The organism is Rhizobium sp. N122, from assembly GCF_002211295.1.
GTDB lineage: Bacteria > Pseudomonadota > Alphaproteobacteria > Rhizobiales > Rhizobiaceae > Rhizobium.
Window position 1 is genome coordinate 43,906 of the sequence record NZ_LOKU01000005.1, and the last position, 16,016, is coordinate 59,921.

The 16,016-nt window shown below is 62.4% G+C and carries 17 protein-coding genes; 9 read left to right on the plus strand and 8 right to left on the minus strand.

Going from position 1 to position 16,016, the window contains the following annotated elements; all coding sequences use genetic code 11:
* Nucleotides 1-154 precede the first annotated feature (154 nt).
* The 4 genes from fabF to fabD form a co-directional block, all read right to left on the minus strand.
* Nucleotides 155-1,417 (minus strand): beta-ketoacyl-ACP synthase II, encoded by a 1,263-nt coding sequence (gene fabF, locus ATY75_RS05040; protein WP_088936689.1) that lies wholly within the window; start codon nt 1,415-1,417, stop codon nt 155-157.
* A 93-nt stretch (nt 1,418-1,510) separates the two neighbouring features.
* Complete coding sequence (locus ATY75_RS05045; RefSeq protein ID WP_003547058.1) at nt 1,511-1,747, minus strand: acyl carrier protein; 237 nt, start codon at nt 1,745-1,747, stop codon at nt 1,511-1,513.
* Nucleotides 1,748-2,033: 286 nt separating this feature from the next.
* Nucleotides 2,034-2,771 carry a 3-oxoacyl-[acyl-carrier-protein] reductase gene (gene fabG / locus ATY75_RS05050; protein WP_003578339.1) on the minus strand — a complete coding sequence of 246 codons (738 nt, stop codon included), beginning with the start codon at nt 2,769-2,771 and terminating at the stop codon, nt 2,034-2,036.
* Nucleotides 2,772-2,809: 38 nt separating this feature from the next.
* On the minus strand, nt 2,810-3,754 hold the full coding sequence (gene fabD / locus ATY75_RS05055) for an ACP S-malonyltransferase (protein WP_088936690.1): 945 nt from the start codon (nt 3,752-3,754) through the stop codon (nt 2,810-2,812).
* A gap of 216 nt (nt 3,755-3,970) precedes the next feature.
* On the opposite strand from fabD, the gene ATY75_RS05065 reads away from it, so the two are divergent.
* The 6 genes from ATY75_RS05065 (at nt 3,971) to ATY75_RS05090 (ending at nt 9,619) form a co-directional block, all read left to right on the plus strand.
* Complete coding sequence (locus ATY75_RS05065) at nt 3,971-5,014, plus strand: aldo/keto reductase (RefSeq protein ID WP_088936691.1); 1,044 nt, start codon at nt 3,971-3,973, stop codon at nt 5,012-5,014.
* A gap of 312 nt (nt 5,015-5,326) precedes the next feature.
* The gene (gene rpsF / locus ATY75_RS05070; RefSeq protein ID WP_003574183.1) at nt 5,327-5,794 is read left to right on the plus strand and encodes a 30S ribosomal protein S6; all 468 of its coding nucleotides are present in this window, start codon (nt 5,327-5,329) and stop codon (nt 5,792-5,794) included.
* A gap of 14 nt (nt 5,795-5,808) precedes the next feature.
* On the plus strand, nt 5,809-6,057 hold the full coding sequence (rpsR, locus tag ATY75_RS05075) for a 30S ribosomal protein S18 (RefSeq protein ID WP_003547038.1): 249 nt from the start codon (nt 5,809-5,811) through the stop codon (nt 6,055-6,057).
* Nucleotides 6,058-6,205: 148 nt separating this feature from the next.
* Complete coding sequence (locus tag ATY75_RS05080; RefSeq protein ID WP_088936692.1) at nt 6,206-7,192, plus strand: DUF2232 domain-containing protein; 987 nt, start codon at nt 6,206-6,208, stop codon at nt 7,190-7,192.
* A gap of 21 nt (nt 7,193-7,213) precedes the next feature.
* On the plus strand, nt 7,214-7,792 hold the full coding sequence (rplI, locus tag ATY75_RS05085) for a 50S ribosomal protein L9 (protein ID WP_049733920.1): 579 nt from the start codon (nt 7,214-7,216) through the stop codon (nt 7,790-7,792).
* A 330-nt stretch (nt 7,793-8,122) separates the two neighbouring features.
* Nucleotides 8,123-9,619: a replicative DNA helicase gene (locus ATY75_RS05090; protein WP_064841302.1), complete on the plus strand. Its 1,497-nt coding sequence runs from the start codon at nt 8,123-8,125 to the stop codon at nt 9,617-9,619.
* 25 nt (nt 9,620-9,644) lie between these two features.
* On the opposite strand, the gene ATY75_RS05095 is transcribed toward ATY75_RS05090, so the two are convergent.
* From ATY75_RS05095 to ATY75_RS05105, 3 genes are all read right to left on the minus strand, one after another.
* Nucleotides 9,645-9,947 carry an AzlD domain-containing protein gene (locus ATY75_RS05095; protein WP_088936693.1) on the minus strand — a complete coding sequence of 101 codons (303 nt, stop codon included), beginning with the start codon at nt 9,945-9,947 and terminating at the stop codon, nt 9,645-9,647.
* A complete protein-coding gene (locus ATY75_RS05100) occupies nt 9,944-10,648 on the minus strand; it encodes an AzlC family ABC transporter permease (RefSeq protein WP_088936694.1) in 705 nt (234 codons plus the stop codon). The genes ATY75_RS05095 and ATY75_RS05100 overlap by 4 nt, the downstream gene beginning before the upstream one ends.
* A gap of 67 nt (nt 10,649-10,715) precedes the next feature.
* A complete protein-coding gene (locus ATY75_RS05105) occupies nt 10,716-11,537 on the minus strand; it encodes an AraC family transcriptional regulator (protein ID WP_065092576.1) in 822 nt (273 codons plus the stop codon).
* Nucleotides 11,538-11,820: 283 nt separating this feature from the next.
* Here ATY75_RS05105 and alr point away from each other — a divergent pair, with 283 nt between their 5' ends.
* On the plus strand, nt 11,821-12,987 hold the full coding sequence (gene alr / locus ATY75_RS05110; protein ID WP_088936695.1) for an alanine racemase: 1,167 nt from the start codon (nt 11,821-11,823) through the stop codon (nt 12,985-12,987).
* Nucleotides 12,988-12,995: 8 nt separating this feature from the next.
* Here the strand turns inward: alr and ATY75_RS05115 are convergent, their stop codons facing one another.
* The gene (locus ATY75_RS05115; RefSeq protein ID WP_088936696.1) at nt 12,996-13,631 is read right to left on the minus strand and encodes a LysE family translocator; all 636 of its coding nucleotides are present in this window, start codon (nt 13,629-13,631) and stop codon (nt 12,996-12,998) included.
* 163 nt (nt 13,632-13,794) lie between these two features.
* Here ATY75_RS05115 and radA point away from each other — a divergent pair, with 163 nt between their 5' ends.
* Nucleotides 13,795-15,195 (plus strand): DNA repair protein RadA, encoded by a 1,401-nt coding sequence (gene radA, locus ATY75_RS05120; protein WP_049733915.1) that lies wholly within the window; start codon nt 13,795-13,797, stop codon nt 15,193-15,195.
* A gap of 90 nt (nt 15,196-15,285) precedes the next feature.
* Nucleotides 15,286-15,906, plus strand: a complete 621-nt coding sequence (locus ATY75_RS05125; RefSeq protein ID WP_064837934.1) for a CvpA family protein — start codon at nt 15,286-15,288, stop codon at nt 15,904-15,906.
* The last annotated feature ends 110 nt before the right edge of the window (nt 15,907-16,016 follow it).

Sequence of the window (16,016 nt, forward strand, 5' to 3'; positions counted from 1 at the left end):
CACATCGCTATTTCGCGAAGCAATGCGGCAAAAGCAGGTTCTGCCGCCGTTCAACGGCGCCGCTGCCGGTCGTTATGCGCCCGCACGCCCTGCTGCGCAATGCAGAGGAGCGGCCGTCGCGGCGCAAGGGACACTTATTGCGCCGCGCGGGCTGTTATTGCGCGTAACGGCGCAGGACGAGCGACGCGTTCGTGCCGCCGAATCCGAACGAGTTGGACAGCGCCACATTGATTTCTCGCTCACGCGCCTTGTGCGGAACCAGATCGATCGCCGTCTCGCGTTCGGGATTGTCGAGATTGAGCGTCGGCGGCGCGACATTGTCACGGATGGCAAGCGTGGTGAAGATCGCCTCGATCGCGCCGGCGGCACCGAGAAGGTGCCCCGTCGCCGACTTGGTCGAGGACATCGAGATCTTCGATGCCGCGTTGCCGACCAGCCGCTCGACGGCGCCGAGTTCGATCGTGTCGGCCATGGTCGAGGTGCCGTGGGCGTTGATGTAATCGATATCGGCCGGCGTCAGTCCGGCGCGCTTCAGCGCCATCGCCATGCAGCGGCCGGCACCCTCGCCGTCTTCGGACGGTGCGGTGATGTGATAGGCGTCGCCCGACAGGCCGTAGCCGACGATTTCGGCGTAGATCCTGGCGCCCCGCGCCTTGGCGTGTTCCAGTTCCTCGAGCACGACGATGCCGGCGCCCTCGCCCATGACGAAGCCGTCGCGGTCGCGGTCATAGGGGCGCGAGGCCTTCTGCGGGTCGTCGTTGTACTGGGTCGACAGCGCCTTGCAGGCTGCAAAGCCGGCGAGCGAAATGCGGCTGACGGGGGATTCCGTGCCGCCGGCGACCATGACGTCGGCGTCACCCAGCGCGATCAGCCGCGCGGCATCGCCGATCGCATGCGCGCCCGTCGAGCAGGCGGTGACGACCGAATGATTGGGTCCGCGCAGCTTGTGGCGGATCGAGACCTGGCCGGAAACGAGGTTGATCAGGCGGCCCGGAATGAAGAAGGGGGAGATGCGGCGCGGGCCTTTGTCGCGCAGGGTGTAGCCCGCCTCGACGATGCCTTCGATGCCGCCGATGCCGGAGCCGATCAGCACGCCGGTGGCGATCTGGTCCTCATCGGTCTCGGGATGCCAGCCGGCATCGGCAAGCGCCATGTCGGCGGCGGCCATGCCGTAGATGATGAAGGGATCGACCTTGCGCTGCTCTTTCGGCTCCATCCACTGATCGACATTGAAGGTGCCGTCGGTGCCGTCGCCGATGGGAATACGGCAGGCGATCTTGGCGGGAAGGTCGTCGACCTCGAATTCGGTGACGAGGCGGGCGCCGTTCTGGCCGGCAAGCAGCCGCGACCACGTCACCTCGGTTCCGCATCCCAAGGGTGACACCATGCCGGTACCCGTTATGACGACACGTCTCATCGCGTGCTTTCCCCCGTCTCTTATGTTCTATGGAGAAATAGGCCGAAAAGAAAAGGGCGGACTCCAGGCCCGCCCTTTCTCAAACTTACAGGATCAGGCCTGGGCCTTCTCGATAAACTTCACGGCATCGCCGACCGTCAGGATCGAGTCGGCAGCGTCGTCAGGAATTTCAACGCCGAATTCTTCTTCGAATGCCATGACAAGTTCGACCGTGTCGAGCGAGTCAGCGCCCAGATCGTCGATAAAGCTGGCGCTCTCGACGACCTTGTCGGCATCGACGCCAAGATGATCAATAACAATTTTCTTTACGCGTTCTGCGATATCGCTCATGTCGGTTTCCTCGACCTTATGTCCTGATCGGAATGCCGTTGCGGCACCCCTACCCTGTTTCAGCCTGCGATGTTTTCAGACATCCTCGGCAAACTCGTTTACCCGGCTTCAGAGATGTCCCAGGCTTGCAAAAAGCTCGCCGGTCCGTCTGCTTTCTCGGGACGACTGTTGACAGTCATGGCCCGCTTAACATGCTTTAGGTCTGCCGCAAAGCGAGAAAATCAACGGTTCGTGATTGCTCAACATGCTATTGGCGGAAATACTCGCATGCCGGCGGTTTGTCGTTTCAGATCATCGCCATGCCGCCGTTTACGTGCAGCGTCTGGCCCGTCATATAGGCAGCCTCGGAGGAGGCAAGATAGGCGACCGCCGACGCGACCTCGCCGCCCGTGCCCATGCGCTTCATCGGGATCGCCCCCATGATCGCTTCCTTCTGCTTGTCGTTCAGCTTGCCGGTCATGGCGCTTTCGATGAAGCCGGGCGCGACGCAGTTGACCGTCACGTTGCGGGTGGCAATCTCCTGCGCCAGCGATTTGGTGAAGCCGATCATGCCGGCCTTGGAGGCGCAGTAATTGGCCTGGCCCGGATTGCCGGTGACGCCGACGACGGAAGTGATGTTGATGATGCGGCCATAGCGGCGGCGCATCATCGGATGCGTCAATTCGCGCGTCAGACGGAAGGTCGACGTCAGGTTCACTTCGAGAACGGCGTCCCAATCCTCGTCACTCATGCGCACGAACAGGCCGTCCTTGGTGATGCCGGCATTGTTGACGAGAATGTCGACGCCTTCGAGTTCGGCTTCGGCCTTCTGGCCGAGCGCCTTGACCTCGTCGCGGTCGGAGAGATTTGCCGGGAAGATCTTGACGCGCTCGCCAAGATCGGCCGCCAGCGCTTCCAGCTTCTCGACGCGGGTGCCGTGCAGGCCGACAATGGCGCCCTGCTTATGCAGAAGGCGGGCGATTTCCTCGCCGATACCGCCCGATGCGCCGGTGACGAGAGCCTTGCGGCCGGAAAGATCGAACATGGAAACGTTCCTTATATCTGGATATCTGGAAATACCAATCAGGCCATGAGGGCGGCAACGGCCGCGTCGATATCCGCCGGACCGTTGACGGAGATGCCGTTGACTGTCTTGTCGATGCGCCGCGCAAGGCCGGTCAGCACCTTGCCGGAACCAAGTTCATAAAGGGTGGTGACGCCATTGCCGGCGAACCATTCCACCGTCTCGCGCCAACGGACCTGACCGGTCACCTGCTCGACCAGCAGGCTGGCGATCTCGTCGGCACTCGTCACCGGGGCGGCGCGGACATTGGCGATCAGAGGCACGACCGGATCGGATTTGGCAACCGTTGCCAGGGCCGCACGCATGGCCTCGGCGGCGGGCGCCATCAGCTTCGAATGGAAGGGTGCTGAGACCGGCAGCAGGATGGCGCGCTTGGCGCCCTTATCGGTTGCCAGGCCGGCTGCCTTTTCGACGGCTACCTTGTCCCCCGAGATGACGATCTGGCCGCCGCCATTGTCGTTGGCAATCTGGCATGCGCCGATAGCAGCGGCCTCTTCGCAGACGGCGACGACGTCGGTATGTTCGAGACCGATGATCGCCGCCATGGCGCCGATGCCGACCGGGACTGCCGCCTGCATGGCATTGCCGCGGATGCGCAGCAGCCGGGCGGTGTCAGCGAGCGAAAAGGTGCCGGCGGCGCAAAGGGCAGAATATTCGCCGAGCGAGTGGCCGGCGACATAGGCGACCTTGGACTTCAGATCCAGCCCCTTGGCCTCAAGAATGCGGACGACGGCGATCGAGACGGCCATCAGCGCCGGCTGGGCATTCGCCGTCAGGGTCAACGTATCCTCGGGACCGTTGAACATGACGTCCGAAAGCTTTTCACCGAGCGCCTCATCGACCTCGTCGAAAACGGCGCGGGCTTCGGCGAAATTTTCGGCTAGATCCTTGCCCATGCCGACGGCCTGACTGCCCTGACCGGGAAAAGTGAAAGCAATGGTCATTCTCGTATCCCTGGCTCATGCCCCTGATTGCGCGCGCCCCGCGAGGCGTTTTGCCTCCAATTGACATTCTTTCCGGCAGAGTCAAGTGGCGGCCCATCCTCCGCAAAGCCTTCCGGACCGGCGCAAAAGCCAGGCTTTTACTCTTGCGCTCCGCCAAATCCGGCCTAGATTTGCCCGGTCCTCCCCAAGGCTTCAGCTCTCTCCCAAGGTTTTCTCATGAAGTACAATTCACTCGGCCGCACCGACATTTCCGTTTCAGAAATCTGCCTTGGCACCATGACCTGGGGTTCGCAGAACAGCGAAACCGACGCCCATGCGCAGATGGATTACGCCGTCGAAAAGGGCGTCAACTTCTTCGATACCGCCGAACTCTACCCGACAACCCCGGTTTCGCCTGAAACGCAGGGCTGGACCGAAGACTATATCGGCACCTGGTTCGAAAAGACCGGCAAACGCGGGGATATCGTACTCGCCACCAAGGTCGCAGGCCGCGGCCGCGACTATATACGCGGCGGCGAAGGCGCCGACGCAAAGAATATCCGGCTGGCGCTCGAGGCCAGCCTGACGCGGCTCAAGACCGACTATGTCGACCTCTACCAGATCCACTGGCCGAACCGCGGCCATTTCCACTTCCGCCAGAACTGGAGCTACAATCCCTTCACCCAGGATCGCGACAAGGCCGTCGCCAACATGCTCGACATCCTGGAAACGCTGGGCGCACTGGTCAAGGAAGGCAAGATACGGGCGATCGGCCTTTCCAACGAAACCACCTGGGGCATCCAGAAATACTTGACGCTGTCAGAGCAGAAGAGCCTGCCGCGCGTTGCCAGCGTCCAGAACGAATACAATCTGCTCTACCGCCATTTCGACCTCGATCTCGCCGAGCTTTCCCATCACGAGGATGTCGGGCTGCTCGCCTATTCGCCGCTCGCCGGCGGCATCCTGTCCGGCAAATATGTCGGTGGCGCCAGGCCGAAGGGTTCGCGCGGCTCGATCAACCACGATATCGGCGGCCGCCTTCAGCCCCTGCAGGAGCCGGCGACCAAGGCCTATCTGGAGATCGCGGCCAGATACGGTCTCGACCCGGCGGCCATGGCGCTCGCCTTCTGCCTGTCCAGGCCCTTCATGACCTCGGCCATCATCGGCGCCACCTCGATGGAGCAGCTGAAAATCGATATCGGCGCGGCCGACTTGACGCTGTCGAACGAAGTGCTGACTGAGATCGCCAAGGTGCACCGGCAGTATCCGCTGACGCTCTGAACCTGTTCCTCTGATCCGGCCCGACGCTGGCGAACGGTCTGCGTCGGGCTTGAATATCGATTGGGGGTTGCCTTTCCCCTAAAAATCCGTATAAGCCGCGCTGTTCGTTAACCCGGTCTTCTGGCTGGTGGCTGAACGGAGGGCCGGTTTCCTCGGAAATCGTTCGGAACGCAAGCGTTCCAGCCTCCCGTGTCTCCGCTCTCGACCGTCTCGGAAACGCTTTCTTGCCTGGGTTCGCCCAATCAGGAGCAGTCGTTGAGGCTTAGCCGCCGAATATCGGGTTGAACCAAACGCAAGAAAGGCAAAGCTGTCATGGCTCTTTATGAACATGTATTCCTTGCCCGGCAGGATATTTCCGCCCAGCAGGTCGATGCCCTCGTAGAACAGTACAAGGGTGTGATCGAAGCTAACGGCGGTAAAGTCGGGCGTATCGAGAACTGGGGCCTCAAGTCCCTCACCTACCGCATCAAGAAGAACCGCAAGGCGCACTACGCCCTGATGGACATCGATGCACCGGCTGCTGCCGTCCAGGAAATGGAACGTCAGATGCGCATCAGCGAAGACGTTCTTCGCTACATGACGATCGCCGTCGAGAAGCATGAAGAAGGTCCGTCTGCCATGATGCAGAAGCGCGACCGCGACGACCGTCCGCGTGAAGGCGGCCGTGGCCCGCGTGAAGGCGGCTTCGGCGATCGTGACCGCGGCCCGCGTCCGCCGCGTGAAGGTGGCTTCGGCGACCGTGAAGACCGTCCGCGCCGTCCGCGCGAAGACCGCGTATAAGGGAGATCCGAGATATGTCTGAAACTTCCTCCGCTCCGGTCCGCCGCCCGTTCCATCGCCGCCGCAAGACCTGCCCGTTCTCCGGCGCCAACGCGCCGCGGATCGACTACAAGGACGTTCGCCTGCTGCAGCGCTACATTTCCGAGCGCGGCAAGATCGTTCCGTCCCGCATCACGGCCGTTTCCCAGAAGAAGCAGCGCGAACTCGCCCAGGCGATCAAGCGCGCCCGTTTCCTCGGCCTGCTGCCCTACGTCGTAGCCTGATACAATATGTGCCCCCCGGATCGCGGATCCGGGGGTTGCCTCCCTTCCGCGATGGGCGCGGATCGGAACTCTAAAAACCCATGTTGAGACGTTTCTGAATTCGATTCAGCAACATCCTCTAACTGCTTGATGAAGCAGGACAGCGACCTTGAACCGACCTGACCTTAAAACGCTGCTGATCGGCGCACTCGCCGGATTGACCGCCTTCCTGCTGATGCTGGGCGCGAGCATGCAGCCGTCGTTTTTCAGCGCGCTGCTCTATACGGCCTCGGCGCTGCCGATTCTGATCGTCGGGCTCGGCTGGGGCAATGCCGCGGCAATCGCTGCCGTGGTCACGGCAGCCGCACTCGGCGCGGCCCTCATCTCCCGCTCTTTCGCGCTGATCATGACGCTGGTGACGCTGTTGCCGGCCGGCTGGCTCAGCCATCTCGCCAATCTCGCGCGGCCGGCTTCCGAACTCGGCGGCCCGGACCATCTGCTTGCCTGGTATCCGCTCTCCGATATCCTGCTGCATCTCTGCGGCCTGGTGACGCTCGCCGTCATCGTCATCGGCGTGATGATCGGCTATGGGCCGGCCATCACCGATCAGATCGTCGATCTGCTGATCGCCTCGGTCAAGGAACAGCAACCGGAATTCATGCCCGATCCGGCGGCGACCGCGCAGACCAAGTCGCTGATCGTGCTGATGCTGCCGGCGGTGCAGGGCGGCATGTGGGTCTCTATGCTGTTTGCCGCCTATTATTTTGCCGTGCGCATCGTCGCAGCCTCCGGCCGCGGTCTTCGCCCGCGCGAGGACATCCCCTCCTCGCTGCGCATGAACCGCAACTCGATCTTCATCTTCCTCGCCGGGCTTGCCGCCTGCTTCTTCGGCGGCGTGCCGGCACTGGTCGGCGCGACGGTGATCGGCACTTTCGGCGCCGGCTTCATGCTTTCCGGTTTCGCCTCGCTGCATTTCCGCACGCGCGGCAAGGACTGGCGCCTGCCGGCCCTCATCCTCAGCTACCTGGCCTCGATGCTCATGCTGCTGCCAGCTTTCCTCATCCTCGTCCTCGGTCTCAGCGATACGCGCAAGGCGATCGCGCTGACCCCGACGAAAGATGCTGATGCCCCCAAACAATCCGACACGAAAATCTGAGACACAGAAAGGTAAAAGAAAATGGAAGTCATCCTTCTCGAACGCATCTCCAAGCTCGGCCAGATGGGCGAAACCGTAAAGGTTCGTGACGGCTTTGCCCGTAACTACCTGCTGCCGCTCGGCAAGGCGCTGCGCGCCAACGCCGCCAACAAGACCCGCTTCGAAGCTGAGCGTGCGACGCTCGAAGCCCGCAACCTCGAACGCAAGTCGGAAGCGCAGAAGGTCGCCGACGTTCTCGACGGCAAGTCCTTCATCGTCGTGCGCTCGGCCGGCGAAACCGGCCAGCTCTACGGCTCGGTCGCTGCCCGTGACGTCGTCGAGATTCTCGCCGCCGAAGGCTTCAACATCGGCCGTAACCAGGTTCACCTGAACACGCCGATCAAGGCGATCGGCTTGCACAAGGTCGAGCTGCAGCTGCATGCCGAAGTCGAAATCCATGTCGAGCTGAACGTTGCCCGTTCCGCCGAAGAGGCAGAGCGCCAGGCCAAGGGTGAAGAACTCACCTCGGTCGACGCCATCTACGGCGTCGACGAAGACGCTCTGCGTCCGGAAGATTTCTTCGATCCGGAAGCCGACGGCGTCGACGAAGACGAAGCATAATATCGCCGGAGCGATCCGCGTGAGGGAAGCCCGGCCTTAGCGCCGGGCTTTTTCGTTGGGGATGATCCGGATGTTTTTGCTGCGTGCCTTATGGCATCGCGTTAAAATAACCTTCTCCGAAACGGATGGGCTGAGTCGGCACCATGCCGTGTCGTGCGGGTGACACTGACGGTATTTCTCCTTTGTGTCGCCCCGGACTGTGGAGAAGTCGAACAACGTGCACAGCGTTCAGGATTTCAGCGAAGCGGGCGCCTGCTCCTTTCGCAACCTCTTGATTTTCGCGTCCGGAATTGCAAATCCGGGAGCTGGAAAAAGACAGAACGGATGATGATGAACGACGCCGCTCGAAAGATTGCAGCTGTTGCTCCCTCGGAGCAGCATTATCGCGAAGCACCCAACAATATCGAAGCCGAGCAGGCGCTTCTGGGTGCCATCCTGATGAACAACGACGCCTATTACCGGGTGTCCGACTTCCTGAAGCCGATCCATCTCTATGAACCGCTGCATCGGAAGATCTTCGAGGTTGCCGGCGATATTATCCGCATGGGCAAGATCGCCAACCCGGTGACGATCAAGACCTTCCTGAAGGCCGACGAGAAGGTCGGCGACATGACGGTTTCGCAATATCTGGCAAGTCTCGTCAGCAATGCCGTCACCGTCATCAATGCCGAGGATTATGGCCGGGCGATCTACGATCTGGCGCTGCGCCGGGCGCTGATCACCATCGGCGAGGATGTCGTCAACATCGCCTATGACGCGCCGCTCGACATGCCGCCGCAGTCTCAGATCGAAGACACCGAACGCCGCCTCTTCGAACTGGCGGAAAACGGCCGCTACGACGGCGGCTTCCAGGCCTTCAACGATGCGGTTGCGCTGGCGATCGACATGGCGGCCGTCGCCAAGGAACGCGACGGCGGGCTTTCCGGCATTTCCACCGGCATCCATTCGCTGGATTCCAAGATGGGCGGCCTGCAGCGTTCGGACTTGATCGTCCTTGCCGGACGCCCCGGCATGGGCAAGACCTCGCTTGCGACCAATATCGCCTACAATATCGCCGCCGCCTATGAAGGCGAAGTCCAGCCGGACGGCAGCATGAAGGCTAGAAATGGCGGCGTCGTCGGCTTCTATTCGCTCGAAATGTCGTCGGAACAGCTTGCCACCCGTATCATCTCCGAGCAGACGGAAGTCTCCTCCTCGAAGATCCGCCGCGGCGACATCAACGATGCCGATTTCGAAAAGCTTGTCGCCTGCTCGATGATGATGCAGAAGGTGCCGCTCTATATCGACCAGACCGGCGGCATTTCGATCGCCCAGCTTTCGGCGCGCGCGCGCCGTCTCAAGCGTCAGCGCGGCCTCGACGTGCTGGTGGTCGACTACATTCAGCTGATGACCGGCTCGGGTAAATCCAGCGACAACCGCGTGCAGGAAATCACCCAGATCACGACCGGCCTGAAGGCGCTGGGCAAGGAACTCAACGTTCCGATCATCGCCCTGTCGCAGCTCTCGCGTCAGGTCGAAAGCCGTGACGACAAGCGGCCGCAGCTTTCCGACCTTCGCGAATCCGGTTCGATCGAGCAGGACGCCGACGTCGTGCTCTTCGTGTTCCGCGAGGAATATTACGTCAAGAACCAGGAGCCGCGCGATCCCCACGATCCGAAATATCCGGAATGGGAAGCGCTGTTCGACAAGGTGAAGGGCACCGCCGACGTCATCATCGCCAAGCAGCGTCACGGGCCGACGGGAACGGTGAAGCTCGCCTTCCAGTCGGAATTCACCCGCTTCGCCGATCTCGCCGATCCCTCCTTCACACATTACGAGGAACATTGACGCAGTTCCGCGTCGATTTCCTTAGCTAAAGCCCGGCGGTCCGCAACAGGGCAACCGTTGCGACGCCGATCACGATGCTCGCAAGCATCGGCAGACGGCGCGCGGCGATTGTCGTTACCGCGCAGGCCAGGGTCTCCGCCCAGCCCGCCGCAAAGGCGGTCGGGGCAATGACCGCCATCAGCACGGCCGGCGGAATGGCTTCGATCGCCGTTCTCCGCCGCTCATCCATCTCGACATGACGGACCAATAGGAGGCCGGCGACGCGGGTGAACACCGTTGCGGCGGCCATCGCGAGGATGGCGATCATGATGTTGAGATCGAGTGTCATGCCGCCTGCTCCCGCGCCCTGCCCTGCCACAGGGCCGTTGCCAGCCCGGCCAGAGCGCCGGCGGCGATATACCAGACCCCCGGCACGAAATGGTGGACCGCAACAGATGCCGCACCACTTGCCGCAAGGACGGCGCCGGTTTCCGGCCCCTTCCAGAACCCCATGACGAGCACGATGAAGACGGCCGGAAAAGCGAAGTCGAGGCCGATGGCCGCAGGATTGCCGAGAAAGGCGCCGAGCAGTGCGCCTGCCAGCGAAGAGCCGACCCAGGTGAGGTAGAAGGGCGTGACGATCCCGGCATACCAGGCCGGTGTCAGCCGCGTGGCGCCGGCGCGGAATTCCGCCATGGCCCACAGCTCATCTGCGAGGAAGAGCATGGCGATATATCGTTTGACGCTGGAGAAGGACTGCATCTTCGTGCCGATCGACGCGCTCATCAGCACGTGGCGGATATTGACCAGCAGGGCTGCAAAGCCGACGCCGATCCAGCTTGCCGGATGGGTCCAGATGTCCATGGCCACGAATTGCGAACCGCCCGCAAAGACAAGCGCGCTCATCAGCGTCGTTTCCAACGGGGAAAGCCCTTTGGTGGCCGCAACCGCGCCGAACACCAGGCCGATCGGCAACACGGCGACAACGAGCGGAAAAATGGCGCGCATTCCGGCAAAAAATTCGCCGGATGGCCGGCTGTGCTGCAACATGGCAACCTCCTGATCAAGATCGCGGAGTATTAGCCCGGCCAGCCAGGGCCGTATTGAACGAAAGTGATCAGCCCGTGCGGAATTGGCCTGGTGTTACGCCTGTCCGTGCCTTGAAGTGTCGGGTGAAATGCGCCTGATCGGCAAAACCGCATTCGAGCGCAATATCGGCAGGCATGCGCCCCTGGCGCAGCAGCCGACGGGCCACCTGCACGCGCCGATCCGTCAGAAAAGCGTGCGGGGTAATGTGATATTCCTTGCGGAAGGCACGGATGAGGTGGGCGCGGCTCAAACCCGCCACTCCGGCCAGCTCCTCGAGGCCGACATCGCTGTCGAAGTTCTCGATGAGGTATTCGCGGGCGCGGGCCACCGCGCTTCGTTCCTGCGTATCGACAGGAACGATGATTGCGCTGCCGTGACGCGCAAAGATCGCTGCCAGCACCGAAAACATTCCCTCATCGGATTCCAGCGCGCCGGCCCCGCTCTCAAGCGTTCGATGGGCGGCGTGAAAGGCATTGGCGAGCTGTGGATCACGTGGAAGCCCGCCGGAGAAAGAGGGCGTCGCATGGAAGGCCTTGCCGGTAACATCCTCGAGAATATCGACGAACAGCTTCATGTCGGGATAGATCATCCTGTAGCGGTAGCCCTCGCCGCCCGGAGCACCGTCATGGATGACACCGGGATCGATGAGATAAAGGTCGCCCGGGCCGGTTTCCTCCCGCCTGCCGCTGAGAGTGGCGATCTGGCTGCCGCTTTCTATCGCGCCGATGCTGAACGTGTCATGCGCATGCGGCGCATATTCGTGGGTCAGGAAGGTGGCGCTCAAACACTCCATGCCGCGGAAGCGGCTATCCCGCCAGAAGCGGGCCGATTCCACGTTCGCAAGCGGCATGGCCTCCGCCGCTTCTTTTTGCGATACGTTCTGCATCCCCCAAGATTATCGCGGAAGCCTGCACGCGTCTTGAACAAAAGTGATCGTATGACAGGCAAAGGGTGGTATGTGACCTGCCTTGGCCCTAATGCTTTCTAAAGCGCGTCGCGATCTTTCAGATTCGCTCCTTGCGCTTTAGCTCTTTGTTTTTACACATGTCGTTATCGCAAAACCGCTGCACACTTTTGCGCGACATGCTTTAAACTGGCTCTGGCGATTTCCTTCCACTGGTTCACGGCGATTCATGACAGATTTCCCCATCCCCTTCGAAGACGACGATCTTTTCGCTTCCGCGGGCCTGCGGCTGACCGTCGATCTGACGGCGCTGACGGAGAACTGGCGCGACATGGCGCGCCGCTCCGGCGCGGCGCGCGCCGCAGCCGTCGTCAAGGCGGATGCCTATGGCATGGGCATCGAGGATGCCGGTGAAGCGCTCTATATGGCTGGCGCCCGAGATTTCTTCGTTGCCACAGTCGACGAGGGTGTCACGCTTCGGCTTTATGCGCCCGAGGCCCGCATCTTCGTGCTCTCAGGCATATGGCCGGGCACCGAGCGGCGCTTTTTCGAAAACGATCTGGTGCCGGTAATTTCCTCCGATGAGCAGCTCGCTTTCTGGATGGCGGTTCTTGCCGATTACGGCGACTATCCCTGCGCGCTGCATGTCGACACCGGCTTCAACCGGCTCGGACTGCATATGGACGATGCGATCGCACTCGCCGACGACGTGTCGCGGCCGGCGAGCTTCGCACCGGTGCTGATCATGAGCCATCTCGCCTGCGGCGATGAGCCCAGCCATGCGATGAACCGGCGGCAGCTCGAATCATTCCGCAGGGTTGGCGCTGCTTATGAAGGCATCGATTCAAGCCTTGCCGCCTCGGCCGGCATCTTTCTCGGCGAGGATTATCACTTCGACCTGACCCGTCCCGGCATCGCGCTTTATGGCGGCGAAGCGGTCTGCGGCCTCGCCAATCCGATGCGGCCGGTGGCGACCGCGGAAGCGCGCATCATCCAGGTGCGCAACGTCGAGGCCGGCGAGACCGTCAGCTATGGGCGGGCGCTCCAGCTTGGCCGCAAGAGCCGGCTGGCGATCGCCTCGGCCGGTTATGCCGACGGCTATATGCGCGGCCTGTCGAGCGGCGGCGTGCCGCTGCGCCAGGCCGTGCCGGAGGGAGGGCAAGGCTTCATCGCCGGACACAGGGTCCCGGTCGCCGGCCGGATCACCATGGACCTGACCATCTTCGATATCACCGACCTGCCCGACAACGCCGTACGCGCCGGGGATTATGTCGAGCTGTTCGGAAAGAACATGGCCCTCGACGACGTGGCACGCGCGGCAGGCACGATCGGATACGAGATGCTGACCAGCATGGGGCTGCGCCACGAACGGCGCTACGTCGCCGAGGAGGAATAGCCTACCCGTCAGCGGCTGCTGAGCGCAAGGCGGACGCCGAGCGCCAGGAAAAGCGCGCCGAGGCCACGATCGCGCCATAGCCCGATTTTTTGATTGTGCCTGAGCGCATCGGCAAGACGCCCTCCGAGAAGGACAAGCGGCGGCTCGATGAAGGCGGCGACGACGATGATGAGCCCGCCATGCAGCATGAGCTGGGCCCATGCCGGCCCTGCCCCTTCGACGACGAATTGCGGCAGGAAGGCCAGGAAGAAAATCGCCACCTTCGGATTGAGGAGCGACACCAGGATTCCCTGTCGGTAGATCCTTGCGACCGGCAACTTTTCACCGGCAGCCTTGATCAGGCCATTGCCGCCGCCGGCGCGCAAAGCCTGGATTCCTAGCCAGACAAGATAGGCGGCGCCGATCCATTTGACGGCGGAGAAGGCGACCGAAGAAGCGGCGAGCACGGCGGAAAGGCCGAGCGCTGCCATCAGAACATGCAGGCAGGCGCCTGACCAGACGCCGAACAGCGCGGAAAAACCGGCGCGTTTTCCGCCTCTCATCGTGTGACCGAGGATGAAGGCGATGTCGGGCCCGGGCGAGAGATTGAGCAGAACCGCAGCCGAGAGAAATGCAAACCAGTGTGTGAACGAATAATCGAACATTTTCCACCGTTCAGGATGAGCAGAGGCAAAGGATAGGCACAGGAGGCGCTGATGGGAAAATCATTAGTTTTGATCCGTCGCGATAGCCATTATCTCAAGCACGACAATGATTCGATGAAGCAGGCGTCTGCTTCACTTGGGACCCGGACTGAAAGAGTATTCGATGGCGAAGGCCAGAACACAATTTATCTGCCAGAGCTGCGGCACGGTTCATAGCCGCTGGGCGGGCAAATGCGAGAACTGCGGCGAGTGGAATACCATCGTCGAAGAAGACCCGATGGGCGGGATCGGCTCCGGCCCCGGCAAGACACCGAAGAAAGGCCGGCCGGTGGCACTGACGGCGCTCTCCGGCGAGATCGAGGAGGCGCCGCGCATCCATACCGCCATGTCGGAGCTCGACCGGGCGCTCGGCGGCGGCTTCGTGCGCGGTTCGGCGGTGCTGATCGGCGGCGATCCCGGTATCGGCAAGTCGACGCTGCTGATGCAGGCGGCCGCCGCCCTTGCGCGGCGCGGCCACAAGATCATCTACGTCTCCGGCGAAGAAGCCGTCGCTCAGGTCCGGCTGCGGGCGCAACGTCTCGCAGCCGCCGATACCGACGTGATGCTGGCGGCCGAAACCAATGTCGAGGATATTCTGGCGACGCTTGCCGAGGGCAAGCGGCCGGACCTCGTCATCATCGATTCCATCCAGACACTGTGGAGCGAACTTGCCGAATCCGCGCCGGGAACGGTGACGCAGGTGCGCACCGGCGTGCAGGCGATGATCCGCTTCGCCAAACAGACGGGGGCTGCCATGGTCCTCGTCGGGCATGTGACCAAGGACGGGCAGATCGCCGGCCCGCGCGTCGTCGAGCACATGGTCGATGCCGTGCTCTATTTCGAGGGCGATCGCGGCCATCACTACCGCATCCTGCGCACGGTCAAGAATCGCTTCGGCCCGACAGATGAGATCGGCGTTTTCGAAATGTCGGACAGAGGACTGCGCGAGGTCGCCAACCCCTCCGAACTCTTCCTCGGCGAGCGCAACGAGAAATCGCCGGGTGCAGCCGTCTTCGCCGGCATGGAGGGCACGCGTCCGGTGCTGGTCGAGGTGCAGGCGCTGGTGGCGCCGACCTCGCTCGGCACGCCGAGGCGCGCCGTGGTCGGCTGGGATTCGGCCCGGCTGTCGATGATCCTGGCGGTGCTGGAAGCCCATTGCGGCGTCAGGCTCGGCCAGCACGACGTCTATCTCAACGTCGCCGGCGGTTACCGCATCTCCGAACCGGCGGCCGATCTCGCCGTCGCCTCGGCCCTCGTTTCCTCGCTTGCCGGTATTGCCCTTCCCGCCGATTGCGTCTATTTCGGCGAAGTCAGCCTGTCGGGCGCCATCCGGCCGGTTGCGCACACCGCCCAGCGCCTCAAGGAAGCCGAGAAGCTGGGCTTTTCCGCAGCATTGCTTCCCTCCGCCTCCGCCGAACTGCCGAAGGGTTCCGGCGGACGCTGGAGCGAGGTCGAAAGCCTGCCGGATCTGGTCGCGCGCATCGCCGGGTCGAAGGGGGCGTTGCGTGTGGAAGACGAGGTTTGATCCTTTCATTGCCGAGATTGGTAATGATATAGGAGGCACACGATAAGGCACGACACGGCCGCCAAGCGGCAGTCCTGGAGTTGAATTTACATGCCCATTACGATTTTCGACGGTATTGTCATCGGCGTCGTGCTCTTCTCCGCCGTGCTGGCGATGGTCCGCGGCTTCTCGCGCGAGATCCTCTCGATCGCAAGCTGGGGCGGCTCGGCAGCAGCCGCCTATTACCTCTATCCCTACCTTCTGCCCTACGCGAAGAAATACACCGATGACGACCGCATCGCGATCGTCGGTTCGGCAGCGGTCGTCTTCCTGATCGCGCTCATCGTCATCTCCTTCATCACCATGAAGATCGCCGATTTCATCATCGACAGCCGCGTCGGCGCGCTCGACCGCACGCTCGGCTTCCTGTTCGGGGCTGCGCGCGGCGTGCTGCTGCTGGTCGTCGCCGTCGCTTTCTGGAACTGGCTGGTCGATGCCGACCACCGCCCGGCCTGGGTCAACGAAGCGAAGTCGAAGCCCTTCCTGGATTCGATGGTCGTGAAGCTGAAATCGGCTCTGCCGGAGCAATTTGCCCAGATGATACCGGCGAGCATCCGTGATAAGCTTCAGCCGCCGGCACAGGGCGGCGCTGAAGGCACCAATCCGCCGACGGGCGACCAGGCGCCGGCGGAAGATGCACCGACAGCGCCTGCACAGCAGCCGGCGAATTGACACAGTGTTCAAGAGCTTGACCCGCCTTCCGGCAATTGCCATTTGAGCGGGAGTTGAAATGAGGGGTCCGGCCGGGCATTCCAGCTCTGTCGGGCTTCAGCTATTTCTGG